The following is a 26,218-nucleotide window of genomic DNA, read 5'->3' as shown; positions in this document are numbered from 1 at the left end:
GATGACCGATTCACCCGGTGGGTCGGCCTCGTGGTCGACGCAGGGTGCCGGTCGGGTGAACGGTTCGTCTCGCCTGAACAGGCGTACCTTCTTCAAGGCCGCGGGGGTCACCGGTACCGCGCTTCTCGGCGCCTCGGCACTCGCCGCATGCGGCGGGTCGTCCGTCTCGCCGAATACCTTGCGGGTCGCCATAGCAGGCGAACCCGATCAGCTCGATCCGCAGAAATCCAGCTCGTACTTCACCTTCGAGGTACTCGAGAACGTCTTCGACACCCTCGTCGAACCCGACGAGAACCTGCAGATGCAACCATCTCTCGCCGAGAGCTGGGAGGTGAGCCCCGACGCCAGGCAGTGGACTTTCCTCCTGCGCCCGGGGGTCACGTTCCACAACGGCGATCCGCTGACCGCAGCCGACGTCGAGTACTCCTTCCGCCGCATCCTCGACGAAGAACTCTCGAACGCCTGGAAACTCGAGGCCATCGAGACGATCACCGCACTCGACGACCGACGCGTGCAGTTCACGGTCCGGGAACCCACCCCGAACCTGCTGACCAACATCGGCGGCTTCAAAGGACTCGCGATCGTCAACCGCCGCAACGTCGAATCAGGCGCGATCGCGACGAAACCCGTGGGTACGGGCCCGTTCTCGTTCGTGTCCCGGTCCCCCGGCGCGTCGATCGTGCTGAAATCCAACCCCGACTACTGGGGTGGCCCACCCGCGATCGACGGCGTGAACTACAGCTTCATCTCGCAAGGTACGACGGCCGTCTCGGCACTCCGATCCGGTGAGATCGACTGGACGGACGCGATTCCCGCGCAGCAGCTGAGCATCCTGTCGCGCGACGACACGCTCGAGGTCGGCACGGTGGTCGCGAACGACTACTGGTACATCACGATGAACTTCGACGCCAAGCCGTTCGAGGACACCCGCGTCCGCCAGGCCGTCGCCTACGCCATCGACCGACCATCGATCGCGCAGGTCGTCGGATACGGCACCGCCACACCCAACGAACTCGCGATCCCCTCGACCAGCCCCTGGTTTGCCCCCTACGACCGCTACACCGCGGGCCTCGACCGCGCCCAAGCCGTCGACAAGGCGAAAGACCTGTTGCGCCAGGCCGGTATCCGGTCGATGGACATGCGGCTCATGGTGACCACCGAGTACCCCGAGACCGTGACCGCGGCGCAGGTCATCGCGTCGAACCTGTCCGACGTCGGCATCGCCGTCAAGATCGAGCAACTCGACTTCGGCGCGTGGCTCGACCGGCAGGCCGCCGGCGACTTCGACGCCCTGCTGCTCGGCTGGCTCGGCAACATCGACCCCGACGACTTCTACTACGCCCAGCATCATTCGGCGGGAACGTCGAACGCGCAGCAGTACTCGAACCCGCAGGTGGACGCCTTACTCGACCGGGGACGCACCGAACTCGACGTCGAAACCCGCAAGGGCATCTACGCCGACGCGGCCGGCCGGATCGCCGACGACGTGAGTTACCTGTACCTCTACAACCCGTCTGCCACGCAGGCGTTTTCGAAGGAGCTCCACGGATACACGGTCCGGTCCGACAAAGCCGTCCGGTTCCGGTCCGCCCGGCTGGAGAGGAGTTGATGTGACCGCGCTGCATTCCCCGCTGGTGCGATTCATCCTCATCCGGCTCGCCTACACCGTCGCCGTCTTGCTGGGGGTGATCGTCGCGGTGTTCTTCCTGATCCAGATCGTGCCCGGCGACCCGGTGCGCATCGCACTCGGCACGCGCTACACGCCGGAATCGTATGAGGCGCTTCGCAGTGCATCCGGCCTGGATCAGCCGCTCGCCAACCAACTGTTCGCCTACGTCGGCAATGCCTTCACCGGCGGTCTCGGGGTGAGCTTTCGCAACAGCGAACCCGTCACGACCATGCTGTTCGACCGGTTGCCCGCCACCATCACGCTCGCCCTCGCCGCCATCGTGGTGGCACTGCTCATCGCGATCCCGCTGGGGTCGTGGGCGGCTCTCCGCGAAGGCCGACTGGCCGACAACGTCATTCGCGTCATCAGCCAGTTCGGCATCTCGGTCCCGGACTTCTGGATGGGCATCCTGCTGATCGGTCTCTTCTCGACCGCGCTCGGCTGGCTGCCGTCGGCGGGATACCAGCCGTTCGCCGACGGGCCGCTCGGTTGGTTCGAGCATCTCGTCCTGCCCGCGGTGACGGTCGGGGTCGTGACGGGCGCGATCATGACGCGGTACGTCCGATCGTCGGTGCTCGAGGTCGTGAACACGCCGTTCGTCACCACCGCCGAGTCAAAGGGTCTGAGCAACAGACGGATCCTTCTCGACCACGTGGGTCGCAACGCGCTGGTGCCCGTCCTCACCATCTCCGGTATCCAGTTCGCCGGGCTCCTCGGTGGCGTCATCGTCGTCGAGGTCGTGTTCGCCTGGCCGGGCCTGGGACTGCTGGTCTACGACTCGGTCGCGGCCCGCGACTACCCGGTGCTGCAGGGAGCCATCCTGCTGATCGCGGTGATCTTCCTGCTCGTGAACCTCGTCGTGGACATCCTCTACGCCGTCATCGATCCGAGGATCCGGTTGTCATGACACCCACCGCACCCGACCCTCCCGCCGCCACAGATTCGGCCTGGCGCCTGCTGCTCCGCAATCGCGCATCGGTCGCGGGCCTGGTCATCATCGCGGTCGTCGTCGTCGCCGCGATCTTCGGTCCGCTGATCGCCCCGTACGGCGCCAACGCGATCGACGTGCCGAACGCGCTGCAGGCACCGAGTTGGTCGCATCTGTTCGGCACCGACGACCTCGGTCGCGACGTCTTTTCCCGGGTCGTGCTCGCGGCGTCGGTGAGCTTGCGGGTCGCGGTGATCGCCGTGGCGATCTCCCTCACGGTCGGCGTGATCCTCGGGATGGTCGCGGGTTTCGCCGGCGGGGTGCTCGACACGGCGCTCATGCGCATCGTCGACGTGGTGTTCTCGTTCCCCGTGCTCCTCCTGGCACTGGCGATCGTCGCGGTCCTGGGGCCCGGGGTCACATCGGCGATGATCGCCATCGGCGTCGTCTACATCCCGATCTTCGCTCGGGTCGCCCGCGCGGACACGTTGCGGGTGCGGCAGACCCAGTACGTGCAGTCGGCCCGGACGATGGGGGTGCGTACGTCCCGCATCCTGTTCAGCCATGTGCTGCCGAACATCTCGGGGCCGGTCATCGTGCAGACCTCGATCTCTCTCGCGTTCGCCATCCTGTCGGAGGCCGCACTGTCCTTCCTGGGCCTCGGTGTCCAGCCGCCCGATCCGTCATGGGGCCGCATGCTTTTCGATGCGCAGGGTTTCATCACCACCGCATGGTGGATGGGCGTCTTCCCCGGTCTCGCGATCCTGTTCACCGTGTTCGCGTTCAACCTGGTCGGCGACGGGGTGCGCGACGTGCTCGACCCACGGCAGCGCACGCTGCTGCGCAACCGGGGATACGACCGCACGTCCGTCACCGTCGCGACGGCGACGCCGAAGCCGGCACGCGCAGTCGCCGAGGATTCGGTGCTGGACGTGGAAGACCTCATCGTCGGGGTCGGACCGCGGGAGATCGTGCACGGCATCAGCTTCACGGTCGCACGCGGCGAGACTCTCGGCATCGTCGGCGAGAGCGGTTCGGGAAAGTCGTTGAGCGTGCTCGCCGCAACGGGTCTGTTCGACGCCCCGAGCGCCTACGTGCGCGGATCGGCTCGACTCGGCACCACCGAGATCGTCGGCGCCACCCCGTCGACGCTGCGTGCCCTTCACGGAATACGAGTGGGCTTCGTCTTCCAGGACCCGTCGTCGAGCCTCAATCCGCTTCTCACCGTCGAGCAGCAGCTCACCGAGGGACCACGCCGGCACCTCGGCCTCGGTCGCGCCGAGGCACATGACCGCGCACTCCAGTTGCTGCGCGACGTCAATCTGCCCGACCCCGAAAGCCGTTTGCGCGCATACCCGCACCAACTGTCGGGCGGCCAGCGCCAGCGCGTGATGATCGCGATCGCCCTTGCCTGCGACCCCGACCTGCTCATCGCCGACGAGGCGACCACGGCCCTCGACGTGACCACCCAGGCGCAGATCATCGATCTCGTCGCCGACCTCCAGCGCAAACGCGGCATGGCGGTGGTGTGGATCAGCCACGACCTCGGGGTGATCGGTCGGATCGCCGACCGTGTCATGGTCATGCGTTCGGGTCGCATCGTCCAAAGCCGCGACGTGGCAGCACTCTTCGACGACCCGCGGGACGAGTACAGCAAGAAGCTCCTCGACTCGCGGCCGTTGCTGAGCAAGGTCGAGGAACGCGACGCCGACCGGGGGCTGACGAAGGAAGTCGCCGAGAAACCCGTCCTGCAGGTGAGCGGGCTCGGCGTCGAGTACGTGGTGCGCGGACCGACGGGCCGGAGCATTGTGCACGCGATCGACGGGGTGGACCTCGAGGTGGCGCGCGGTCGGACTCTCGGCATCGTCGGCGAATCGGGTTCGGGGAAGTCCACGGTCGCAGGCGTTGTCACCGGCCTGATCGAGTCCGGTCAGGGGACGACGGTGACCGGAAGCGTGACGGTGTCGGTCGACGGACGCGAGGTCGAGGCGGTGGGCGTCCGGGGCGCGGACGAAGCACTTCTCCGGCGCCGGGTCGCAATGGTCTTCCAGGATCCGACCGCGCCGCTGGACCCGCGGATGACGGTCGCCGCGTCGATCGCCGAACCGCTCCGCGCCCACGGCCTGGCTTCGGGCCGCAACGAGATGCGGAGCCGTGCGGAGCAACTTCTGAACGACGTCAGCCTCGACTCCTCGTTCCTCGGCCGGTACCCGCACGAGATGTCCGGCGGCCAGCGTCAACGCGTCTGCATCGCGCGAGCTCTGGCGTCCGAGCCGGAGATCCTCATCCTCGACGAGTCGACCGCGTCGCTCGACGTCTCGGTGCAGGCGGGGGTTCTCGAACTGCTACGCGGCCTGCAGCGCGAGAAGGATCTGACCTTCCTGTTCATCGCGCACGACCTCGCCGTCGTGGAACAGATCAGCGACACCGTCGCGGTGATGCAGAAGGGCAAGGTCGTCGAGACCGGCCCGGCATCGCAGATCATGCACGACCCCGAAACCGACTACACACGAAGTCTTCTCGCCGCCGTCCCGCCGGAGGTTCCGCAGCGCGCGTGATCTACCCGCGCAACGCCGCCTCCGCGGCGCGGTATCCGCACATGCCGTGCACTCCCCCGCCCGGAGGAGTCGAGGACGAACACAGGTACACGCCGTCCACGCCGGTGGCGTACGGGTTGGGGGACAACCGGGGCCGGGCGACGAGGTGCCACAGATCATTCCGTCCGCCGCCGATGTCGCCGCCGACGTAGTTCGGGTTCTCGACCTCGAGCTCGGCTGGACCGATGCTCCGGGAGGCGCGGATGCGCGAGGAGAATCCCGGTGCGAAGCGCTCGATCTGCGCGGTGACCGCCTCGGTCGCGTCGCCGGTGTACCCGCGCGGCACATGGGCGTAGGCCCACAACGGTTTCCGATCACCCTTCGCCCGGGAGGGGTCGGCAAGCCACTGCTGGCCGATGAGGACGAACGGATCGTCGGGCATCCGGCCGTCGAGGACCGTGTTCTCCGCTCTCACCACCTGTTCCATGGTGCCGCCGAGATGGATGACGCCGGCACGGTCGCATCCCGGGGCGGTCCACCCGACCTCGCCCTCGACGACATAGTCCACCTTGAACGCCCCCGGTCCGCCCCGATGCCCACGATAGCTCCGGGCGGTACGCGACGGCTGTTCGGTGCCGAGGATGCGTTGCGCCGCTGTGGGGTCGGTGTCGAGCAGGACGATGTCGGCATCGAGGTCGGCGCGGCTGGTCACGGTGGTGCCGGTCTCGATCCGGCCGCCGAGATCGGCCAGCTTCGCGGCGAGCGCCCGGGTGATCGCGGCAGAGCCGCCCTCGGCCACCGGCCAGCCCTCGACGTGGCCGGCCGCGGTGAGCATCACGCCGCCCGCAGCGGTCCCGATCCGGTTCAGCCGCACGAACGGATGCGCGGCGATACCGATGAACAACGCGCGTGCCTGCGGGGTGGAGAAGGCTCGGGCCAGCAGGGTCGCCGGGAGTCCCGAACGGACTGCGAAGCCGGCGAAATCCAGCGGATGCCGCGGGATTCGCAGCATGGGACCGAGCGCGTCGTCGGCGATGGTGGAGAAGCGTTTCGCCACGGGCCCGAAGATCGCGCGCCACCGTCGACCGTCGGCGCCGAGCCCGGCGGCGGTCTTCTCGACCGACTGGTAGAACAGGCCGGCGGTGCCGTCGTCGAGGGGATGCGCGGCGTCGATCTCCGGCCGGAGGAAGCGCAAGCCGTACTGCTCGAGCCCGAGGGTTCGCAGATATGGAGACGCCGCACCGAGCGGGTGGAAGGCCGAACAGATGTCGTGCACGATGCCGGGCTCGAGCAGCTCCGCGCTGCGTGTGCCGCCACCGATCTCGTCGGCGGCCTCCAGCACGGTCACCTCCAGACCCGCCTGGGCGAGCCGGACCGCGCCCGCGAGTCCGTTGGGTCCTGCTCCGACTACGACGGCTCTTCGCATGCCGCCACGGTAGCCGCGATCAGCGGATCTTGAAGATGACCGCCCGCTGGACCACGAAGTTGATCACCGTCGCGGTGCCCTGCGCGATGACGAAGGCGATCGCCGAGTAGAGGGCCGTCTTGTCCCACAGCGACGACAACCAGCTGTACAGACCGACGTTGACCGCGAAGGTGACCAGGTAGAGGAGCACGACCGCGGTGAAGCGGGCGGCGCTCGGCTCGGCGCGGAACGTCCAGCGCCGGTTGATCAGGTACGCGACGGTGGTGCCGAGGATGAAGCCGAATGCCTTGGCGACCCAGTCCGGGGTCCCGACGATGTACTGCAGGAACAGCGTCAGCCCGAAGTCGAGAACCGCCGACCCGGCGCCGGTGACGACGAAGCGGATCAGCTGCGTCTTCAGGTCGACATCGGTCGACGCCTCTTCGTCGTCGAAGGGCAGTTCGATCGGCATCGGCGCATGCCGCGTCGTGAAGTCCTCGTGGTGATCGTGAGGGACGTCACCTGCGGGTTCGTCGTTGCCGGAGTCGGGTCGAGACACGCTGACACCCTAGCGGACGAGCTAGAACTCCTCGTCGACGTCCGAGTCCCGGGCGGCGCGTTCGCCGCGGTCCAGCGAGGCGAGGTCGGCGAGGTCCGCGTCGTCGAGGGCGAAATCGAAGAGGTCCGCGTTCTCGAGCTGACGGCCCGCGTGCGACGACTTCGGCACGACGCTGATGCCGTGCTGCACCGCCCACCGCAGCGCGATCTGAGTCGGCGACTTGCCGTACTTGCGGGCGATCCGCAGGATTGCCGGGTCGCCCAGGACACCTTCCTTACGGCCGGTCGGATGCCACGCCTGTGCGTGAATCCCCTTCTCCGCCATGAATTCACGGAGCTCGGTCCGTGGCAGTGCCGGTGAGCACTGGATCTGGTTGAGCACCGGCCAGCGCCCCGTCTCGTCGAACAGCGCCTGGAGCTGATGAGGTTTGAAGTTCGAGACACCGGGCGTGCGGACGTAACCCTCGTCGGCCAGGGTGAGCAGCGCCTTCCACGACTCGACCGTGCGTCCGAGACTCGGGCACGGCCAATGGATCAGATAGACGTCGATGTAGCCGACACCGAGCCGACGCGCGCTTTCCTTGGCGGCGTTGATCGCCTCGTCGAAACCCTGGTCACCGCCGCTGAGCTTGGTCTGGACGATGACCTCGTCACGAGCGATGCCCGAACCGTGCGCGCCCATGCCGACACTGAGCTCGTTGCTGTAGCGGGGAGCGGTGTCGAGGAGTCGGTATCCAGCCTTGAGTGCGGCGCTGACCGCGCCGATGCACGGCCGGCCGAGCATGTTGTAGGTGCCGAGTCCCACGAGAGGAATCGACCGACCGTTGCTGAGCTCGACCGAGGGGATGTCCACCCGACAAGGATAGGTCGGCCGCGACCCCCGTTCGCTCCGCCGAGACCAAACTGGAAACCGAGGGGGGCACGGAAACCGCTCCGGTACGGCACGAATACTCACCGTCCTGAGGTGTACGCGGCACATGAGTACCTTTACTGTTCTGAACATGTCTGCCCTCACGTCCAGATCACCGGTGTCGCGCACCACGCGAACACTCGTCTCCGTCATCACCGGCCTCGGCATGGTCCTGCTCGCGTTCGGATCGACCGCCCCGGCACACGCGGATGACGCGGTTTCCGTCGGCATCCCGAACTGGTCGGGCCTGGACGTCACCGAGTACTCGGGCCCCATCCCGGCCAAGGCGGGCACCCTCATCTCCCGGGTCCCGCTCGCCGCGGAGCTCAACCTCCCCGCGGCCGGTGACGCCTACCGCATCCAGTACTCGTCGCTGAACCAGCACGGCAAGATGGCGACGGGCACCGGCGCGGTCTTCCTGCCCAAGGGCAAGGCACCCGCCGGTGGCTGGCCGATCATCTCCTGGGCGCACGGCACCGTCGGCATGAACGACGACTGCACGCCGTCGGCGTTCCCGCGCAGCGAGCGCGACCAGAAGTACCTGGGCCACTGGCTCCAGCAGGGTTACGCCGTCGTCGCCGCCGACTATGTCGGTCTCGGCACCCCGGGCCTGATGGCCTACCTGAACGGCGTCACCGCGGCGCACGCGATCGTCGACATCGTCGTCGCGTCGCATCAGATGGATCTGCCGTTCGCCAAGCGCTGGGCCATCATCGGACAGTCACAGGGTGCGGCCGCCGCACTGAACGGCGCCCGCTACGCCACCGAGTTCAGCCGTGGCTCGGGTCTGGACTACCGCGGCGTCGTCGCCACCGGCATCCCGGCCAACCTCGAGTACCTGTACCAGAACCTGGGACCGGCCGTCCCGCCGGTGAACCTGCCCGGCGGCCTGAACGCCTACACCGCCTACATCCTGGCCGGGTTCAACGACACCCGTCCCGACATGAACATCACCAAGGTCATGACGCCCAAGGGCATCGCACGCCTGGCCGAGGGTCGCACCACCTGCTACCCGATCCTCAAGCAGGCACTCGCCGGTGACGACGTGCGGACCTGGTTCCGCGCACCGCTCATGTCGATCCCGGGTCTGAGCCCGGCACTGCACGAGTACATGGCGACTCCGTACAAGGGTTACGACCGCCCGATCTTCCTCGGACAGGGCCTGCGTGACGTCGATGTGCCGGCACCGTCGGCGCTGTCGCTCTACGCACAGATGAAGGCCAACAACCAGCCCGTCGAGCTGTTCGTCTACCCCGAGGACGACCACTCCAGCGCGGTTCTGGCCTCGATGAAGGACTCGACCCCGTTCGTGGCCCGCATCCTGCGCTGACCCGAAATCACCGCTGCGGTGTCCATCGATCTGAGACCCTTTGAACGATGGGCACAGGACCGATGGGCACCGCAGTTGCTTTCTATGACGACGTCATCATCGGCGCTGGGCACAACGGTCTGACCGCCGCCGCCTATCTCGCGCGCGCCGGTCGTCGGGTCCTCGTCCTGGACAAGGCCGATCATGTCGGCGGGGCGACCGTCTCGGCGATGCCCTTCCCCGGTCTCGCGGCCCAACTGTCGCGGTTCTCGTATCTGGTCTCGCTGATGCCGCGCGAGATCATCACCGACCTCGACCTCGACATCTCGCTGATCCGACGCCGCTACTCCTCGTACACGCCGCTCCCGTCGGACCCGACGCGCGGCATCCTCATCGACACCCAGGACGACGACGCGACCGCGGAATCGTTCCGGCGGGTGTTGCGCGCCGACCGCGTCGGCGCCGACGCCGTGGGATTCTCCAACGCCGGTTTCGTGGCGTGGCAGTCCTTCTACCGCCGTGTCGGGACCATCGCGCAGCGCGTCTTCCCCACCCTGATCGAACCGCTGCGCACCGCCGCCGACATGCACGAACTCGCCGTCGGCACCGACACCTCCGACGCCGAGCTGTGGGAGGCGCTCACCACCCTGCCGCTCGGCACCCTGCTCGGCCAGTACTTCGACGACGACCTGCTGCGCGGCATCGCCGCCACCGACGGCCTGATCGGCACGTTCGCCGATCTCGACGACCCGTCGCTGCGGCAGAACATCTGCTTCCTCTACCACGTGATCGGCGGTGGGACCGGCGACTGGGACGTCCCGGTCGGGGGCATGGGTGCGGTCTCGGGTGCGCTGTACCAGGCCGCGACGTCGGCGGGCGCCGAGATCCGCACCGGGGTCGCGGTGTCGGGCGTCGATCCGGCTGACGGGACCGTCGAGTTCACCGATTCGGGCGGCACGCCGCACAACGCACGCGGCTCGATGCTCTACGCCGCCTACGCACCGCAGGTCCTCAACACACTGCTCGACGATCCGATCGTCTGCGAGGCCCATCCCCGCGGCTCGCAGCTGAAGATCAACCTCCTCCTCGACCGTCTCCCCCGCCTCCGCGACGAGTCAGTGACACCCGAGGCCGCGTTCGCCGGCACCTTCCACATCAACGAGACCGCGAGTCAGCTCCACGACGCCTGGCGGCAGGCCACCCGGGGCGAGGTCCCTGAGCTGCCGCCTTGCGAGATCTACTGCCACACCCTCTCCGACCGGTCCATCCTCGGACCCGAACTCGACGGCAAGCACACGCTCACGCTGTTCGGTCTGCATATGCCACCGGACGTGTTCGACGAACCGGGCGCCGTCGAGCACGCGGTGGGCGCGACCTTCGCCTCGCTCAACATGCTGCTCGCCGAGCCGATCCAGAACGTCATCGCCCACGACCTCGACGGCCGCCCGTGCATCGAGACGAAGACCCCGCAGGACCTCGAGGACATGCTCGGGCTGCCCGGCGGCAATATCTTCCATCAGTCGCTGCGGTGGCCGTGGGCGGAAACGGCGTCGGAGGTCGGCACCTGGGGCGTCGAGACCCGCCATCCGCGGTTGCTGCTGTGCGGCGCCGGCGCACGACGCGGCGGGGGTGTGAGCGGCATCCCCGGCCGGAACGCGGCGGCCGCCGTGCTGGGACGGGCCGAACTCGGCGTGCTGCGGTAGCCCGACGCCACAGCCTCGCGAAAGTGCGACACCTGTCGCACGTCGTCTCTCATCGGCGGCCCACCGCGGCCGAGTACTCTCTTCAGCGATGTCTACTGAAGAGTTGCTGCCGATCACGACCCGCAAGCTGGTGGGTTGGTCTCGCACCACCCCGATCGAGGGCCACGTCCTGTCCACGCCGTATCCCGAGGTCATCGCCGAGGCGGTCGCCCGCGTCGCCGACGACAACGCGGACAAGCCGGACTACCTCAAGCGCGGTGTCATCGCCCGCGGGCTCGGCCGTTCCTACAACGAGTCGGGCCAGAACAGCGGCGGTCTCACGATCGACATGACCCCGCTGACCAGGATCTACGCCATCGATGAGGAGACCGCGACGGTCGACCTCGACGCCGGCGTCTCCCTCGACACCCTCATGCAGGCCGCGCTCCCGTACGGCCTCTGGGTGCCCGTGCTCCCGGGCACCCGTCAGGTCACCGTGGGTGGTGCGATCGCGCACGACATCCACGGCAAGAACCACCACAGCCAGGGCAGCTTCGGCAACCACGTCGTCGAGATGCAGCTCCTCGTGGCCGACGGTCGCATCCTGACGCTCACCCCGGACGGCTCCGGCGACGACCCGAGCGGCGAACTGTTCTGGGCGACGGTCGGCGGCATCGGCCTCACCGGCATCGTGCTGCGCGCGAAGATCCAGATGAAGCGCACCGAGAGTGCCTACTTCATCGCCGACACCGCGCGCACCGGGTCGCTGCAGGAGACTCTCGACCTGCACCTGCAGGACGGTTTCGAGGACGGGTACGAGTACGCCTCGGGCTGGTTCGACACCATCAGCGCACCCCCGAAGCTCGGCCGCGGCACCTTCTCGCGCGGCAACCTCGCGCGCGTCGACGAGCTGCCGGAAAAGTACCGCGACAACCCGTTGTCGTTCAACAACAAGCCGCTCGTGCGGTTCCCCGACGTCTTCCCCCGCGGGCTGGCGAACAAGCTCAGTTTCGCCGCGGTCGGCGAGGCGTATTACCGGATCGGCCCGCCCAGCGAGGGCAAGGTCAAGAATCTGGCGCAGTTCTATCACATGCTCGACGTGTTCGGTGACTGGAACAACGCCTACGGTCGCGGCGGCGGATTCTGCCAGTACCAGTTCATCGTGCCCACCGGCAACGAGGCCGAGTTCACCAACCTCATCGAACACATCCAGGCGTCGGGACACGTCAGCTTCCTCAACGTGATCAAGCTCTTCGGCGAGGGCAACAAGGCGCCGCTCAGCTTCCCGTTCAAGGGCTGGAACGTCTGCCTGGACTTCCCGGTCAAGGCCGGACTCGCCGAGTTCCTCAACGATCTCGATCGCCGCGTGATGAGCATGGGCGGACGCCTCTACACCGCGAAGGACTCGCGGACGTCGGCGGCGGCCTTCCACTCGATGTACCCGCGCATCGACGAGTGGATCGCCACGCGTCGGCGGATCGACCCCAACCGCGTGTTCATGTCCGACATGGGCCGCCGACTCGAACTCGCCTGACCCACAACCGGTTCCGACCTCCATACCACCTCTGCGGCCCGACCGGCCGCAGACCACCGAAAGCGAGAAGACCGAAGATGATGAACGCCGTCGGCGTCCCACAGTCCATCCTGGTCCTGGGCGGGAGCTCGGAGATCGGGCTCGCCATCACCGCCGAGTACCTGAGCAAGGGACCGGCGCGGGTCATCCTCGCCGCCCTGCCGGGCGATCCGGCCGTCGAGGCGGCAGTGGAGAAGGCCAAGGAGGCCGGCGCCACCGAGGTCAGCGTCATCGACTTCGACGCCCGCGCCACCGACACCCACCGCGACGTGATCGACAAGGCCTTCGCCGACGGTGACGTCGACGTCGCCATCGTCGCCTTCGGCATCCAGGGTGACGACGAGCAGGCGTGGCAGGACCACGGCCTCGCGGTCGCCGAAGCCCAGATCAACTACACCGCAGCGGTTTCCGTCGGCGTCCTGCTCGGCGAGAAGATGCGCGCCCAAGGCCACGGCCAGATCATCGCGATGAGCTCGGTCGCCGGTGAGCGCGTGCGTCGCAGCAACTTCGTCTACGGCTCCACCAAGGCCGGCCTCGACGGCTTCTACCTCGGACTCGGTGAGGCGTTGCGTCCCTACGGCCCTCGCGTCCTCGTGATCCGTCCGGGTCAGGTCCGCACGCGACTGTCGGCGCACGTCAAGGAGGCGCCGCTGACCGTCGAGAAGGAAGACGTGGGACGCCTCGCGGTGGCCGCGGCCACCAAGGGCAAGGAGATCGTCTGGGTCCCCGGACCTTTCCGCTACATCATGATGGTCCTGCGCCACATCCCGCGCCCGATCTTCCGCAAGCTGCCCGTCTAGCAGCCCCCGACTGCGATTGCGAGCGATGACGACTTCTGTGAGCGCTGACCGCCAGGACCCCACGACCGCGCCTCAGGAAACGGACTCCGGTCCCACCACGGCATCACGCCTGGGCCGGACGGCGCTGCTCCTGCTGACGGCTGTGGTGGTCGGTGCGGTGGTGTCGATCGTCGGCCTCAAGGCGATCGAGACCGTCAACTGGCCGGCCTTCAACTCGTCGAACGTGACCCGGTCGCTGACGACCGCCGGCCAGGTCCTCGCGATCGCGGTGCTCGTCGTCGTCGCATTGCTGTACCGCTACGGCAAGGGACGGGTGTTCATCCCGTTCCTGTCGGCGGCGGCCATGTCGGCGTTCGTGACGGTCACCATCGGGATGCCCTTGGGGGCGACGCGTCTCTACCTCTTCGGCCTGTCCGTCGACCAGGAGTTCCGCACCGAGTACCTGACGCGGATGACGTCGAGTCCGCACCTGGCGGACATGACCTATCCGGATCTGCCGCCGTATTACCCGGCCGGGTGGTTCTGGTGGGGCGGCCGGTTCGCGAATCTGCTCGGCCAGCCCGGGTGGGAGGCGTACAAGCCGTGGGCCATCGTGTCGATGGCAGTGGCCGCGGCGGTCGGCATCATCCTGTTCAACCGCATGTTCGGTGCGGATCGTGGTGTGGCACTGGGACTCGCGGTGACCACGATGGCCCTGCTGTACGCCTCACCCGAGCCGTACGCCGCGATCCTCGTGATCATCGGTGTACCGATGATGATCGTCCTCACCTACGCGCTGAGGGGTCGCACGCGTGCCGCCGATGGTCCGGCCGGACCACTGCGGGGTGCGACCAGTTGGCCTGCGGTGGTCGGTGCTGGTGTCTTCCTCGGCATCTCGGCCGCGACCTACACGCTCTACACCGGCCTGTTCGCACTCACCGCGATCCTGCTTGCCTGCTACTTCCTCGCCCAGGGCTGGATCGCGGCGACCAACAAGGCGACACCGACCCGGACCGTCAAGGCGCACCGCCGCGAGATCATGGTCGCCGTCGCCGGCCGACTCGTCTCGGTGGGCGTCATCGCCGGAGGAATCGCCCTGCTGGTCTGGGCGCCTTATCTGCTGAAGCGGCTGTCCAGCGCCCCGGCCAGCGGCGGAACCGCCGAGCACTACCTCCCGGAGCGCGGTGCGGTGTTCCCGCTGCCGATGTTCGGGGTCAACCTCGTCGGCGCGATCACCATGATCGGCCTGCTGTGGATTCTCCTGCGTTTCCGGACACGAACCGTCGCGGTTGCCATGGGCGCCACCGTGATCACGGTGTACCTCTTCTGTCTCCTGTCGATGCTCATGACCGCGATGGGCACCACCCTGCTGTCCTTCCGGCTCGAGCCGATCCTGGTGTGTGCGCTCGCCGCGGCCGGCGTCTTCGGTGTCGTCGACATCGGCCGCTGGGCCGTGGGCAGGTTCGGTGACGTACGCGTCGTCGTCGGCGCGGTGGCCGTGCTCGCCGCAATCGCAGCGGCACAGAGCATCCCCGGTCATCTCGGTACGGAGATCACCACCGCCTACACCGACACCGACGGTTACGGCAAGCGCGCCGATGCACGTCCGGCCGGCACCGAGTCGTACTTCGCCGAGATCGACAAACTGATCGGGGAGCAGACCGGCCGGCCGCCGACCGACAACGTCGTCCTCACCGCCGATTTCGGGTTCCTGTCGATCTATCCGTACTGGGGTTTCCAGGGACTGACCTCGCACTACGCCAACCCGCTGGCCGAGTTCGACAAGCGCGCCGCGGCCATCGCACGGTGGGCGAAGTCGGAGGACGCCGATCAGCTGGTCGGACATCTCGACGAGTCGCCGTGGAAGGCGCCGAACGTCTTCCTGTTCCGATACAGCTCGGACGGGTACTCGCTCCGCCTCGCCGAGGACGTCTACCCGAACGACCCGAACGTGAAGCGTTACACCGTCACCTTCGATCCTTCGGTCTTCGATGACCCGCGGTTCGAGGTCACCGAGGTGGGCCCGTTCGTCCTCGTCGTCCGGAAGTGAGCGATGCGTCCCTCCTTCCGCACCGCCCGGCCGATGGAGATCACGCGCCTCGACGCTGACTCGGCGACAACGTATTTCGTCCACACCGACGTCGTGAACTGGGTGCTGCTGGAGCAGAACGGCGAGCTCACCCTCATCGACGGCGGTTACCCCGGACAGGCCGGGCAGGTGATCGAATCGATCAATCGGATCGGTCGCCGCCCTGAGGACATCCGTGGCGCGCTGCTGACACACGCGCACGTCGACCATCTCGGCGGACTCGCGAAACTGCAGGCGCGGTACGGATTCCCGGTCTACATGGATCCCGTCGAGGTCGACCACGCCCTGCGGCACCATCTCCAGCAGGCGAACGCACTCGATCTCGCACCACTCGTCGGCACCCGACGCCTGTGGTCCTGGCTCGCGAAGACCACACCTCTCGGGGTGCTGAGTCGAGCCGGACTGTCTGCCGCAGAGTCTTTTCCGGGGAAACTCGACCTGCCGGGGTCACCGGTGCCGGTGGCCAGCCACGGCCACACCGACGGCCACAGCTCCTACCTGGTCGGCGACGGACGCGCCCTGGTCTCCGGCGATGCGCTGGTCAGCGGCCATGAGGTGTCGGCGATCGTCGGGCCACAGTGCATTCCGTCCCTCTTCCAGCACGACGAGGCCACGGCGCGTCGGAGCGTCGAACGGTTCACCGAACTCGACGCCGAGCTGCTGCTGGCCGGACACGGACCGCTGTATCGAGGCAGCGTCGCCGACGCGGCCCACCGAGCGCTGGCGCTCTGAACTAGTCTCCGAACCCCACGAACGTGGTGGCTTCCTCGACCGTCTTGCGTTCGGAGATCACGGCATTGGCGGGGAACGTCTCATCCGGCCAGCCCAGCGCGATGCTCTTCATGATCACCTGGTCATCCGGGATTCCGGCATGTTCCCGAACGACGGGTGACTGCATGATGCCCTGGCTGTTGATCACCGCACCGAGACCCCGGGACCAGGCGGCGTTCACCAACGCGGTGGAGACCGCACCGCAGTCGAAGGGTGTGTCGTCGCTGCCGTCGAGGATGCGGTCGTAAGTCACGATCACGCAGACCGGGGCGTCGAACTGGCGGAATCCCCGTAGGACCCAGTCCTGCCGCATCTCCATGTCCTCGCGAGCGATGCCCATCGCGGTGAACAGCTGCTTGGCCACGCCGACCTGGCGATCACGATGGACACCGGTGAACTTCTCCGCCCCGGTCCGGAACTCACGAGAGTGCGGTACACCGGCCAGGTTGCGCTCGGTGTTGCCCGCACGGATGCGATCGAGTGGTTCACCGGTGATCACGTAGAAGTTCCAGGGCTGGGTGTTCATCGAGGACGGAGCACGCATGGCGAGCGCGAGGATCTCCTCGATCAGTTCTCGGGGCACGGGCTCCGGTGTGAAACCGCGGATGCTGCGCCGGCCCAGGATCACGTCGTCGTACTGCATCGTTCCCTCTCGTCGGGCCATCGGGCCTACCGATCTGTCTTCACCCTACTGTTACCCGCGCCACGTTCTCGCCGTCCAACACTGCCGATGAGCCGAACAAAGGGTAGCTTTACCTGAGTAGTTTGCGGGGCCGGAGGAGGGGCCGCGTCCCGCACGGAACGGCGTCGTCCGGGTCGAGAGCCGCGGCCCGCCCGCAACCGTGGTCCCCCCGCCACCTGGGGAGTTCGAGGACATGACCGGCGCCAGATACCTGGATCACAGTCCGTTTGCCACGGCCGGATCATCCGAGTCCGCCGAGACGACCGTCGCGGCCCGATGGCGAGCCATCGCCCGCAGCGGTGGCGACTCGGCCGCGATCCGCACTCCGGAGCAGTCGATCACTTTCGCGCAGGCGGCCGCGCGCGTGGACAACCTCGCCCGCGCAATCCTCGACACGACCCCGACGGACAACCCGGTGGCCGTCGAGATCGAGTCCGACGTCGACTCGGTGCTCTCGATGCTCGCGGTCTGGTGCGCCGGACGTCCGCTCGTACTGGTCGATCCGTTCCTGCCCGAGGACCGCCGCGCGAACATCCTGGAACTGTCCGGGGCGCACCTCCTCACCCCGGCGGCCGTCGGACAGCTCGCGCCGCGCGACCAGGCCGCGACGCCCGACGCCGAACCCGCACCCGACGACCCAGCAGTTCTCCTGTTCACCTCCGGCTCCACCGGCACCCCCAAGGGGGTCGTACTCGCCCAGCGCACACCCGTCAACCACGCGCGTGACGGCCGACGGTTCATGGAGCTCGGTCCCGACGATCGCGCTGCGGTGCTGCTGCCGCTGAGCTTCGGCGGCGGGCTCGACGCGCTCGCGATGAGTCTCCTGAACGGCGCGACGATGCTGCTGTGGGATGTCCGGCGCCGCACGACCACCGGGCTACGCGACTGGCTGTCCGCCGAAAGTGCCACCACCGCGCACTGCACTCCGTCACTGCTCCGGTCGTGGCTGGGCGAGCTCGACGCCGAGGACGCCGTCGACTCCCTGCGCCTGCTCTCGACCTGCGGTGAGCCTGCGCATCGCGCAGATGTCGAACTCGCACGGAACACGATCCTCTCCCGCGGCGTGTTCTGTTGCTGGGCAGGCGCATCCGAGGTCGGCAACCTGGCCTTCAATCTCTTCCCACCGGAACGCGCGGTCACCGACGGCGCGATACCGGTCGGCCTCCCGGCATCGGACAAGGTCGTCCGCATCGTCGACGAGGACGGTCACGATCTGCCGCCGGGGACCACCGGTGAGGTCATCGTCGAATCCGCACACATCGCCTCCGGGTACCACGCGGATCCGGAGCTGACCGCGGCCCGCTTCACCTCGCTGCCCGACGGCCGCAGACGCTACCGCACCGGCGATCTCGGCCGTCTCGACGAGAACGGTGAACTAGCACTGCTCGGTCGTGGCGACGACGCGATCAAGATCCGCGGCTATCTCGTCGAACCCCTCGAGGTCGAGTCCGCGCTGCGGTCGCTGCCCTGGACCACCGACGCCGTCGTCACCGCCGATCGGGACGAGGGCCGGCTCACCGCGCACGTGGCCGTCGACCCGTTGAAGTGGTCGCCGTCGCCCGCGGAGATCCGGCACGAACTCGGAAAGACGCTGACCCCGTGGATGATCCCGCGCGACATCGTCGTGGTCTCGGAGATCCCGCGCAACGAGCGCGGCAAGGTCGACCGCGGAGCCCTGCCTCCTCCCCCACCGCGCCCGACGCCCGAGCGTCCGCGCGGGCTGACCGAGATGGCGCTGCACCGCTTCTGGAGCGAGATCCTCGGTCTCGAACCCCAGTCCTTCGGTCGTCACGACGACTTCGTGGAGCTCGGCGGTGACTCCCTCGCCGCAGCCAAGATGCTCTCCGAGGTCCAGCACCACCTCCAGTTGGAGGTGAACACCGCCATGCTCGCCGAGGCACCGACGATCGCGCAGTTCGCGCAGCGGATCGAGGCGGCCGCGAAGGAGCGCTCCAAGAACGCCACCGGTGCCACGCTGATCCCGTTGCGGAAGGGCGCCGGCGACCCGGTCTTCCTCATCGCCGGGGCGGGCAGTCTCGCGACGAGCCTGACGCCGGTCGTCCGTGCACTCTCCGGCGACCGTCCGGTGTACGCCATCCAGTCCCGTGGCGTCGAAAAGCGCGGCCGTGCAGATCATTCTGTGCGCGCCGCGGCACGTCGGGCGATCGCCGACATCCGGTCGGTGCAGCCCCACGGCCCGTATCAGATCGGCGGTTACTCGCTGGGCGGGTTCATCGCCGTCGAGGTCGCCGCGCGCCTCACCCGGGCCGGCGAGACCTGCCATCCGGTCGCCGTGCTCGATTCGGTCATCGACCCGATTCTGACACAACGCCTTTCCGGGAGCGGACCGAACGTCGTGCAGCGCATCGGCAACTCGCTGCGCTCGCTGACGATGACGAGCGAGACACTGCCGGACCGTACCGGAACCGACGAGAAGAAGCCCACCGGCTCACCGGTCCAGCGCGTCGTGCAGGAAATCGCCCTCAAGGCACTGGTTCTCACCGCGGGACTCGTCCCGTTGTCGACGCCGGTGCAGTGGGTCGTCTTCTTCCGCCTCGGCACCAAGATGATCCGACGGCACCGGCCCAGCCCCTACTCGGGTCCGATCACGGTCATCAGGGCACGCACCAACACCGACGATCCCGCCCTCTGGGGCCACTTCACGTCGGGGAAGATCGAGTTCCTCGACATCGACGGCGACCACATCTCGATGATCCGCGCTCCGCACGCCACCGAGACCGCAAGGGCGATAGAGGAGATCCTGGAGCGCGCGGCAGGTTAGAACTTGTCTGCCAGACTTCATTCCGATCAAACCGTCTGCCCCACAACGTTTCTATTTCCCGACCTTGTGGAGGAGGATCCGCGTTTGTCGGTGGGTTGATCTAGATTGGTTGGTAACAGATTCAGCCACCCAGGTTGGGCTGTAGACGTTGTGGGGGCAGCGTGAGCAAGTGGACCGATCTTCCGAGCGAGTTTCTCGCCGGGGTCGATGCTGTCCACCCCGAATTGTCTGACACCGCAACCCATATGGAACGGTTCGGTTCGATCCGCCATGGTGAGGCTTATCTGGCGTGGTGCCGGTATGAGTCGATCGTCACCGTCTACGACCAGCTCGTGGTCAACACTCAGGGCGGGTTCTTCATCGACCGCTACACCGAGATGGTGACCCGGGTCTGCCGCGAAGCCGCCATCACCCGCTACCAGGCTGATCAGTGGGTCGGTGAAGCGCTCGCCCTGCGGGACCGGTTACCGAAAGTGCTGACCACCCTGCGCGACGGCATCCTGTCGCGCCAGTTGATCCAGACGGTCATCTCCCGCACCGACCTCATCTCCGACGCCGCGGCCATCGCGGACCTCGATACCGAGATCGAAACCATCCTGCGCACCAGGAAGGGCGCCTGGACCACACCGAAGCTGCGTGACATGGTCGACCGCCTCGTCTTCCGTCACGATCCTGATGCAGTGCGGGAGCGGCGTCGTGAAGCGTTGGACAAGCGCGGTATGTGGACCGAGAACTTCACCGACGGCACCGGTGAGATCACCGGCGTGATGGCCGCGGAGAACATTCGCATCGCCGCGAAAGCGGTGAAAGCGTTGGCCGACACCGTGTGTGCGCACGACGGCCGCAACCGTAACCAGCGCAACTCCGATGCCATGTTCGCTCTGCTGACCGGCACCATCTTCGACTGCCAATGCCAGCGAGAGGACTGTGACGCCGAGATCCCCGACCCCGCCGAGGTCGTCCGGTCGGTGAGCACCGAGGTCGTCATCCACGTCGTCACCGACGCCGCCACTCTCGCCGGGGCACCAGGGATCGGTTGGGTCGACGGCCACGGGATCGTCTCCGACGAGCATGTGCGTGATCTCGCCGAACGGGTCGACGCGACCATCACACCCGTCACCCCGGTGCGCACACCCCCGGCCCGCATCGTCGTCGAGGACGTCCCGTCGAAAGACGTCGTGATCGTCTATCCCGGTGCGCAAGCCGCCGACCCGTACCGGCCCACCACCGCGTGTGCTGACTTCGTGCGGGTGCGTGATGGATATTGCACCGAACCCGGCTGCGCCCAGTCCGCTTTCGGTAGCGATCTGGACCACGTCGCCGAGTACGACCACACCAACCCCGCCCAGGGTGGGGCCACATCGAGTGAGAACTTGAACGCCAAGTGCCGGTTCGGGCATCTGCACAAGACGTTCGGCGACTGGATAGACGTCCAGTACCGCGACGACGACGGCCACCTGGTCACCGAATACCGCACGTCCGAAGGGTTCGTCATCCCTGGTGACGCCGAGAACCTCGAGGACTCCTTCCCCAACCTGCGTCGTATCCGCTACGAACAGCCACCCCAAGCCCCACCGTCCCCACGGGTCATCACCGGGGACGACACCCCGCCCACCAGCAACTGGCTCGCGCACAAGCACGCACGCCGGCGGGCCGAACGTGCCCGCAACCAGCGAGAACGTGAACGACGTGAACAGGCCGACGGTCCACCGCCGTTCTGAGAGGTCTCTCCACGAGCAACCTCTCGCGGATCAGTCGCGTTCGGCGGCCTTCTTGATACCGGCCAGACGGCGATCCCATCCGCGCGCGATCGTGTCCAGATGTCGTGCGAGGCGCGAGAGCTCCGAACCGGCTGCCTCGTAACGTATTTCGCGGCCGGCGCGGGACGCGGCGACCAGGCCCGCATCGGTCAGTATCTTGAGATGTTTGGCGATCGCCTGACGGCTGATCGGCAACTCGGTGGCGAGGGTCGACGCCGACGCCGGTTCGGTTCCCAATCTGACGAGGATCTGCCAGCGACTCTCGTCGGCGAGAGCGCCGAAGATCTCGACGGGAGCAACCTCAGGCATCGGATCTGCTCGTCAGGTGGGTGCGTGCCAGTTCGAGCTCGATCCTCCACCCTTCGGCGTTGCCGTCGAACCGGGCGCGTCGCTCCGCCTCCGAACCGGACAGCGAGGCGAATCCCGACTCGACGACCTTGAGGATCACCCCGGACTCGGAGTCGGCGATCCAGAACTCGACGAGCGTCGACTCCGAGTCGGGATCGGATGCGTCGGCGAGCCAACGGAAGGCGGCGTAGCGCGGCTCGTCGAGTTTCACGGTGCGAAAGACGAAGGCGCCGTGGACCGGATCGTGCACCGTCGACAGATCTCCGTCGCGGTCGATCCGGTGCTCGGTGATCACGCTGTCGTTGATGTACCAGCCGGGTTCGCTGACGAGCTGCCACACGCGCTCGGCGGTCGCCTCGATGAGGATCTCGCGTTCGATGCGATCGAGGTCGTCATAGATTGCCGTAGTTGTCGTTTCGGGATCGGTCGCACTCATGACGCCTCCTGGGTCACTTCGAATGATGCAACCCAATGGTTGCACCATTACCGGCAACTTGCAACCCCTGGGTTGCAGCAATCGGGCTCAGTCCACGATCTCCGCGAGTCGTCGGATCGCGAACTCGTAACCGCGGATGCCGTAACCCGCGATGACTCCGGCCGCGAGTGGTGAGACATAGGAGTGGTGCCGGAACGCCTCGCGCTTGTGCACATTGCTGATGTGCACCTCGAAGATCGGCACGCCGGGCACCACCAGGGCGTCGGCGAGGGCCACCGACGTGTGGGTCCACCCGCCGGGGTTGATGACGATGCCGCTGATCTTCCCGACCGACTCGTGAATCCAGTCGATCATCTGTCCCTCGTGATTGGTCTGCGCCGCACGCAGGCCGAAACCGAGTTCCGACGCGGTCCGCTCGGCGAGGTCGACGACATCGTCGAGCGTCTCGGAGCCGTAGATCGCCGGCTCACGGGTACCCAGGGTGTTCAGGTTCGGCCCGTTGAGCAGCAGGATCGGCAGCGGTTGCGCACCGGCCGTATCGGACGTGGAGTCGGACATGGGTTCACCATAGTCTCAGCCGCCTCGCCGACCGGGGCGAGACACCTCAGCGGCTACCATCTCTCTTTGTGCCAGCGCAGACCGTCCGACGAGCGAGGATCGTCGCCATCGTCACCGGCCTGCTCGGCTTTCTGCTCGCGCTCGCCACCCCGCTGATGCCGGTCGAGCAGAAGACCGCGGAGATCAACTGGCCCCAGAACGGACAGATCGGTTCCGTCGCCTCCCCGCTCATCGGCTACACCCCCGTCGACCTTGACGTCACCATCCCGTGCGCCGCGGTCGACGACCTGCCTCCCGGTGGTTCGGTGCTGCTGTCGACCACACCGAAGCAGGCGGAGAAGTCCGCCGAACGCGGCCTGTTCATCCGCAAGACGGGCGCCGCCGACGCCCCCGCCGACCGCCAGGGCGTCGAGGTGGTCATCCGCAACGTCCCGCTGATCTCCGCGAGCCTCCAGGACATGCGCACGCAGGACTGCCGCGAGATCGTCGTCCACGCCGATTCCGACGCGGTGACCGCCGAGTTCGTCGGCATGACCAACGACGCCGGCGACCCGCTCGAGGGCACCACCGAGGACAAAGAGGCCTTCAAGAACTCGCCTGACCAGCGACCGCAGGTCACCGGCCTCTTCACCGACCTGTCCGGACCCGCGGCCGCCATCGAGGGTCTCGACGCGCACGTCACGGTCGACTCCCGGTACAACACGGCCCCGACGATCTCGAAGTGGCTCGTCGTCATCGTCGGTGTCGCCTCGACGTTGCTCTCGCTGGCCGCACTCGCCGCTCTCGACGCGACCGACGGCCGCCGTCATCGACGCATCTTCCCGGCCCGCTGGTGGCGCCTCAACGCGCGCGACTATGTGGTGATCGGTGCGCTGATCCTCTGGCACATGATCGGCCCGAACACCTCCGACGACGGTTACCTGCTGACGATGTCGCGGGTCGCGCAGGACAGCGACTACACCGCCAACTACTTCCGCTGGTACGGCGCGCCGGAAGCGCCGTTCGGCTGGTACTACCAGGTCTTCGGACTGCTCAGCCATGTCTCGGTGGCCAGTCCGTGGATGCGGCTACCCGCGCTCGCCTGCGGGATCCTGGTGTGGCTCATCGTGAGTCACGAGGTGATCCCGCGGCTCGGCCGCGCCGCGATCGCCCGCCCGTATGTCGCGTGGACCGCGGCCTTCACCTTCCTCGCCTGCTGGTTCCCGTTCAACAACGGCCTGCGTCCCGAGCCGATCATCTGCCTCGGCGCCCTGCTCACCTGGTGTTCGGTGGAGCGCGCCATCGCGACCGGCCGACTGTTACCCGCCGCGGTGGCCTGCCTGGTCGGTGCCTTCAGCATCGCCGCCGGCCCCACCGGCCTGCTCGCAGTCGCGGCACTGATCGCCGGCGCACGTCCGATGATCATGGCGCTGATCAAACGTGCCCGGGTGATCACCGGTGACTCGACCTCGCCCCGCGCGCTGCGATGGTCGTTCGTCGCGCTGATCGCACCGATCCTGGCCGCCGGCAGCTTCGTCGTCTTCGTGGTGTTCTCGAACCTGACCCTGCGCTCGTTCTCCGAGGCGTCGAGCATGAAGACCGCGCTCGGACCGTCGATGAACTGGTACAACGAGCTCGGTCGCTATTCGGCGCTGTTCGCCTTCTCCGCCGACGGCTCGGTCGCTCGACGCTTCGCGGTCCTCGCGATGATCCTCGGTCTCGTGGTGTCCGCAGCGGTCCTGATCCGCAAGAACCGCATCCCCGGCACGGCCATCGGACCCACCCGGCGCATCGTCGCGATCACCTTCGCCTCGCTGGTGTTCCTCATGTTCACGCCGACCAAGTGGACCCACCACTTCGGCGTCTTCGCCGGTATCGCCGCCGCACTGGCAGCCATCGCCGCGATCGCCGCGAGCCAGCAGTCGATGCACTCACGACGCAACCGCACCCTGTTCTGCGCGCTCGTCCTGTTCATCGGCGGTCTGGCGTTCACCGCGCCGAACTCCTATTACTACTACTCCTCCTGGGGTATGCCCTGGGGCATCCAGCAGGTGACGATCGGCGGCGTGATGCTGGGCAGCGTCCTGCTGTACGCGTCGCTCGCGCTGCTGCTCGTCGCACTGTGGTTCCACTTCCGCGAACCGTTCACCGGCACCGATCCGCATCCCGCGGAACCCGTCGACACCTCCGACCAGCGGTGGTATCGGCGACTGTTCGCCTCGGTGGCGGCCGCCCCCCTCGCCTACCTCGCGATGGCGGTCGTCGTCTTCCAGCTCATCACCGCGATCTTCGCCGGCATCCACCAGAGCTCGTCCTTCTCGGTACCGCGGTCCAACCTGGCCGCGGTCGCCGGAAAGCCGTGCGCGATGGCCGACAAGGTGTGGGTCGAGGCGGACCCGAACCGCGACATGCTGCGCCCGGTCGACTCCTCGCTCACCAATCCGCTCGCCGGGCCGCCGCCCGCCCCCGGCGCGTCGGCCACCACGTCCGGCTTCTCACCGAACGGGGTTCCGCTGGACCTGGCGTCGACCGCCAGCGAGGGCTCGCTTGGCGTGCTGTCCGGCAACGTCTGGGCCGACCCCAAGATCCTGAACTCCAACCCCGGCGGCACCGGCGGCGGCGAACTGCCCGAACCCGGCGTCAACGGCAGCACCGCGGCCCTGCCGTTCTTCCTCGACCCCGCCACGACGCCGGTCATGGGCAGCTACTCCAAGCTCGACCAGGTTCCGGCGCGCCTGACCTCCGGCTGGTACGCGCTCCCGAAGGACTGGCGTGACCGTCCGCTGCTGACGATGTCGGTGGCCGGTGAGTACGACAACCCGAACGTGATGCTCGAATACACCGCCGACCCGATCGGACCGGACACCGAGGACGCCGACCTGACCGCCGCCGGTGAGACCGAACTCATCGACCCCGGACCGCGGCCGGCCTGGCGCAACCTGCGGTACAACACCGATGAGCTGCCCGCCGACACCACTGCGGTCCGCATCGTGGCCACCGACGACAATCTCAACGAGGACCGCTTCATCGTGCTGACCCCGCCACGGGTTCCGCAGATGGACACCCTGCAGGACGTCGTCGGCAGCACCGACCCGGTACACGTCGACTGGACGTCGGGGCTCGGCTTCCCGTGCCAGCGACCGTTCACCCACGACGCGGGTATCGCCGAAATCCCGAAGTGGCGCATCAAGCCGGGAGCCGACCTCGCCGCAGCGGTGTCGGCGTGGCAGAACAGCTTCGGCGGTGGACCGCTCGGCTGGATCGAGGTCTCCCAGCAGGCCACCGCGCTGCCGACATACCTGATGGCCGACATCGGTCGCGACTGGGGCGCGCTGGAGCGCTACGAGCCGTACGGCGGCGTGGACACCCTCGCCGACATCGACACCGGCACCCAGACCCGCAGCGGCCTGTGGAGCCCGGCGCCGATCCGACACTGAGGAGCGGCGCAGCTCAGGGTGGGCGC

Annotated in this window: 19 protein-coding genes; 12 read left to right on the top strand and 7 right to left on the bottom strand. The window is 67.6% G+C overall.

What is annotated here, in order from left to right; all coding sequences use genetic code 11:
• The first annotated feature begins 1 nt into the window (after position 1).
• The 3 genes from PWF70_RS01440 to PWF70_RS01430 are packed head-to-tail and all read left to right on the top strand — an operon-like array spanning position 2 to position 5,155.
• Positions 2–1,609, top strand: coding sequence for an ABC transporter substrate-binding protein (locus PWF70_RS01440; RefSeq protein WP_230461880.1), 1,608 nt, complete (start codon positions 2–4; stop codon positions 1,607–1,609).
• 1 nt (position 1,610) lies between these two features.
• Positions 1,611–2,576 (top strand): ABC transporter permease, encoded by a 966-nt coding sequence (locus PWF70_RS01435; RefSeq protein WP_035754296.1) that lies wholly within the window; start codon positions 1,611–1,613, stop codon positions 2,574–2,576.
• Complete coding sequence (locus PWF70_RS01430; protein WP_035754294.1) at positions 2,573–5,155, top strand: ABC transporter ATP-binding protein/permease; 2,583 nt, start codon at positions 2,573–2,575, stop codon at positions 5,153–5,155. The genes PWF70_RS01435 and PWF70_RS01430 overlap by 4 nt, the downstream gene beginning before the upstream one ends.
• A 1-nt stretch (position 5,156) precedes the next feature.
• Here the strand turns inward: PWF70_RS01430 and PWF70_RS01425 are convergent, their stop codons facing one another.
• The 3 genes from PWF70_RS01425 to PWF70_RS01415 are packed head-to-tail and all read right to left on the bottom strand — an operon-like array spanning position 5,157 to position 7,950.
• The gene (locus PWF70_RS01425) at positions 5,157–6,560 is read right to left on the bottom strand and encodes a phytoene desaturase family protein (RefSeq protein WP_035754291.1); all 1,404 of its coding nucleotides are present in this window, start codon (positions 6,558–6,560) and stop codon (positions 5,157–5,159) included.
• Positions 6,561–6,579: 19 nt separating this feature from the next.
• Positions 6,580–7,098 (bottom strand): GtrA family protein, encoded by a 519-nt coding sequence (locus tag PWF70_RS01420; protein WP_081474330.1) that lies wholly within the window; start codon positions 7,096–7,098, stop codon positions 6,580–6,582.
• Positions 7,099–7,119: 21 nt separating this feature from the next.
• On the bottom strand, positions 7,120–7,950 hold the full coding sequence (locus PWF70_RS01415; RefSeq protein ID WP_035754289.1) for an aldo/keto reductase: 831 nt from the start codon (positions 7,948–7,950) through the stop codon (positions 7,120–7,122).
• Positions 7,951–8,098: 148 nt separating this feature from the next.
• On the opposite strand from PWF70_RS01415, the gene PWF70_RS01410 reads away from it, so the two are divergent.
• From PWF70_RS01410 to PWF70_RS01385, 6 genes are all read left to right on the top strand, one after another.
• Positions 8,099–9,337, top strand: a complete 1,239-nt coding sequence (locus PWF70_RS01410) for an alpha/beta hydrolase family protein (protein ID WP_230461879.1) — start codon at positions 8,099–8,101, stop codon at positions 9,335–9,337.
• A 62-nt stretch (positions 9,338–9,399) separates the two neighbouring features.
• Positions 9,400–11,019, top strand: coding sequence for a phytoene desaturase family protein (locus tag PWF70_RS01405; protein ID WP_035754286.1), 1,620 nt, complete (start codon positions 9,400–9,402; stop codon positions 11,017–11,019).
• An 88-nt stretch (positions 11,020–11,107) separates the two neighbouring features.
• Complete coding sequence (dprE1, locus tag PWF70_RS01400; protein ID WP_035754284.1) at positions 11,108–12,532, top strand: decaprenylphosphoryl-beta-D-ribose oxidase; 1,425 nt, start codon at positions 11,108–11,110, stop codon at positions 12,530–12,532.
• A gap of 77 nt (positions 12,533–12,609) precedes the next feature.
• Entirely contained in the window at positions 12,610–13,371 is a 762-nt protein-coding gene (dprE2, locus tag PWF70_RS01395; RefSeq protein ID WP_035754282.1) for a decaprenylphospho-beta-D-erythro-pentofuranosid-2-ulose 2-reductase, read from the top strand.
• A gap of 25 nt (positions 13,372–13,396) precedes the next feature.
• Complete coding sequence (locus PWF70_RS01390; protein ID WP_231498941.1) at positions 13,397–15,400, top strand: galactan 5-O-arabinofuranosyltransferase; 2,004 nt, start codon at positions 13,397–13,399, stop codon at positions 15,398–15,400.
• Positions 15,401–15,403: 3 nt separating this feature from the next.
• A complete protein-coding gene (locus PWF70_RS01385) occupies positions 15,404–16,171 on the top strand; it encodes an MBL fold metallo-hydrolase (protein WP_035754277.1) in 768 nt (255 codons plus the stop codon).
• A 1-nt stretch (position 16,172) separates the two neighbouring features.
• Here the strand turns inward: PWF70_RS01385 and PWF70_RS01380 are convergent, their stop codons facing one another.
• Positions 16,173–16,853 (bottom strand): nitroreductase, encoded by a 681-nt coding sequence (locus tag PWF70_RS01380; protein WP_075863522.1) that lies wholly within the window; start codon positions 16,851–16,853, stop codon positions 16,173–16,175.
• Positions 16,854–17,085: 232 nt separating this feature from the next.
• Here PWF70_RS01380 and PWF70_RS01375 point away from each other — a divergent pair, with 232 nt between their 5' ends.
• Entirely contained in the window at positions 17,086–19,674 is a 2,589-nt protein-coding gene (locus tag PWF70_RS01375) for an alpha/beta fold hydrolase (protein ID WP_286352814.1), read from the top strand.
• 161 nt (positions 19,675–19,835) lie between these two features.
• Complete coding sequence (locus PWF70_RS01370) at positions 19,836–21,395, top strand: HNH endonuclease signature motif containing protein (RefSeq protein WP_286352813.1); 1,560 nt, start codon at positions 19,836–19,838, stop codon at positions 21,393–21,395.
• A gap of 30 nt (positions 21,396–21,425) precedes the next feature.
• Here the strand turns inward: PWF70_RS01370 and PWF70_RS01365 are convergent, their stop codons facing one another.
• The 3 genes from PWF70_RS01365 to aroQ form a co-directional block, all read right to left on the bottom strand.
• A complete protein-coding gene (locus PWF70_RS01365; protein ID WP_075862639.1) occupies positions 21,426–21,743 on the bottom strand; it encodes an ArsR/SmtB family transcription factor in 318 nt (105 codons plus the stop codon).
• Entirely contained in the window at positions 21,736–22,218 is a 483-nt protein-coding gene (locus tag PWF70_RS01360; RefSeq protein ID WP_286352812.1) for an SRPBCC family protein, read from the bottom strand. The genes PWF70_RS01365 and PWF70_RS01360 overlap by 8 nt, the downstream gene beginning before the upstream one ends.
• Before the next feature lie 87 nt (positions 22,219–22,305).
• A complete protein-coding gene (gene aroQ / locus PWF70_RS01355) occupies positions 22,306–22,776 on the bottom strand; it encodes a type II 3-dehydroquinate dehydratase (protein WP_006358789.1) in 471 nt (156 codons plus the stop codon).
• A gap of 68 nt (positions 22,777–22,844) precedes the next feature.
• Here aroQ and PWF70_RS01350 point away from each other — a divergent pair, with 68 nt between their 5' ends.
• On the top strand, positions 22,845–26,192 hold the full coding sequence (locus tag PWF70_RS01350; RefSeq protein WP_035754269.1) for an arabinosyltransferase domain-containing protein: 3,348 nt from the start codon (positions 22,845–22,847) through the stop codon (positions 26,190–26,192).
• Positions 26,193–26,218 lie beyond the last annotated feature (26 nt).

The organism is Gordonia sp. Swx-4, assembly GCF_030316175.1.
GTDB lineage: Bacteria > Actinomycetota > Actinomycetes > Mycobacteriales > Mycobacteriaceae > Gordonia > Gordonia alkanivorans.
This window is presented reverse-complemented; position numbering and strand designations above follow the sequence as displayed.

What these genes read in the sequence shown, in the direction of transcription:
- PWF70_RS01440 (WP_230461880.1), top strand. Translation starts at nt 2, where the DNA reads ATGACCGATTCACCCGGTGGGTCGGCCTCGTGGTCGACGCAGGGTGCC.
- PWF70_RS01430 (WP_035754294.1), top strand. Translation starts at nt 2,573, where the DNA reads ATGACACCCACCGCACCCGACCCTCCCGCCGCCACAGATTCGGCCTGG.
- PWF70_RS01425 (WP_035754291.1), bottom strand. Translation starts at nt 6,560, where the DNA reads ATGCGAAGAGCCGTCGTAGTCGGAGCAGGACCCAACGGACTCGCGGGC.
- PWF70_RS01410 (WP_230461879.1), top strand. Translation starts at nt 8,099, where the DNA reads ATGTCTGCCCTCACGTCCAGATCACCGGTGTCGCGCACCACGCGAACA.
- PWF70_RS01405 (WP_035754286.1), top strand. Translation starts at nt 9,400, where the DNA reads ATGGGCACCGCAGTTGCTTTCTATGACGACGTCATCATCGGCGCTGGG.
- dprE1 (WP_035754284.1), top strand. Translation starts at nt 11,108, where the DNA reads ATGTCTACTGAAGAGTTGCTGCCGATCACGACCCGCAAGCTGGTGGGT.
- dprE2 (WP_035754282.1), top strand. Translation starts at nt 12,610, where the DNA reads ATGATGAACGCCGTCGGCGTCCCACAGTCCATCCTGGTCCTGGGCGGG.
- PWF70_RS01390 (WP_231498941.1), top strand. Translation starts at nt 13,397, where the DNA reads ATGACGACTTCTGTGAGCGCTGACCGCCAGGACCCCACGACCGCGCCT.
- PWF70_RS01385 (WP_035754277.1), top strand. Translation starts at nt 15,404, where the DNA reads ATGCGTCCCTCCTTCCGCACCGCCCGGCCGATGGAGATCACGCGCCTC.
- PWF70_RS01380 (WP_075863522.1), bottom strand. Translation starts at nt 16,853, where the DNA reads ATGCAGTACGACGACGTGATCCTGGGCCGGCGCAGCATCCGCGGTTTC.
- PWF70_RS01375 (WP_286352814.1), top strand. Translation starts at nt 17,086, where the DNA reads ATGACCGGCGCCAGATACCTGGATCACAGTCCGTTTGCCACGGCCGGA.
- PWF70_RS01365 (WP_075862639.1), bottom strand. Translation starts at nt 21,743, where the DNA reads ATGCCTGAGGTTGCTCCCGTCGAGATCTTCGGCGCTCTCGCCGACGAG.
- PWF70_RS01360 (WP_286352812.1), bottom strand. Translation starts at nt 22,218, where the DNA reads ATGAGTGCGACCGATCCCGAAACGACAACTACGGCAATCTATGACGAC.
- aroQ (WP_006358789.1), bottom strand. Translation starts at nt 22,776, where the DNA reads ATGTCCGACTCCACGTCCGATACGGCCGGTGCGCAACCGCTGCCGATC.